We start from the raw sequence: 409 nt of genomic DNA, 5'->3' as shown, positions 1-409 counted from the left end.
ATAACACGAGTTATCCTGCATCGGCAAAAGCATTCGTAAATAAACTCATTCCTCGCTTATCTGAAGCGATACGTGAAGAGTTGGCGATGGAGAGTGAACAGAATGAATAAGCTAACGGATGAACAGTACAAAGAGTTGGTGCAGATTGTAGCGAAGCATAACTGTGATTACCATTCCCTAAAGGCCAAGTTCCTTCGGATGCGTGAAGAGTGTGGAGCCGAGAAGAAACGAGCGGACGCAGCAGAAGAACGAGAGTTGAAATTAAAAGACGTACTGGAAGATATCATATATGCATCTACCTATTCAACGGATGTTACTTTCGAGGAAATCGGCAAAGCGAAAGAGATATGCAAATCTATCTACGGAGAACTGAGCTATGAAAAAGGTAACCGCTAAGACACATTGGGTA

The 409-nt window shown here is 42.8% G+C and carries 1 protein-coding gene; it reads left to right on the top strand.

What is annotated here, in order from left to right; genetic code table 11:
* The first annotated feature begins 102 nt into the window (after positions 1-102).
* Positions 103-396: a hypothetical protein gene (locus M3661_RS29945; RefSeq protein WP_251491380.1), complete on the top strand. Its 294-nt coding sequence runs from the start codon at positions 103-105 to the stop codon at positions 394-396.
* The last annotated feature ends 13 nt before the right edge of the window (positions 397-409 follow it).

This window comes from Paenibacillus sp. MER 180 (assembly GCF_023713665.1).
Classification (GTDB): Bacteria; Bacillota; Bacilli; order Paenibacillales; family Paenibacillaceae; genus Paenibacillus_B; species Paenibacillus_B suaedae.
Note: the sequence above shows the minus strand (reverse complement) of the source record. Positions and strands in the feature narration are given on the sequence as shown.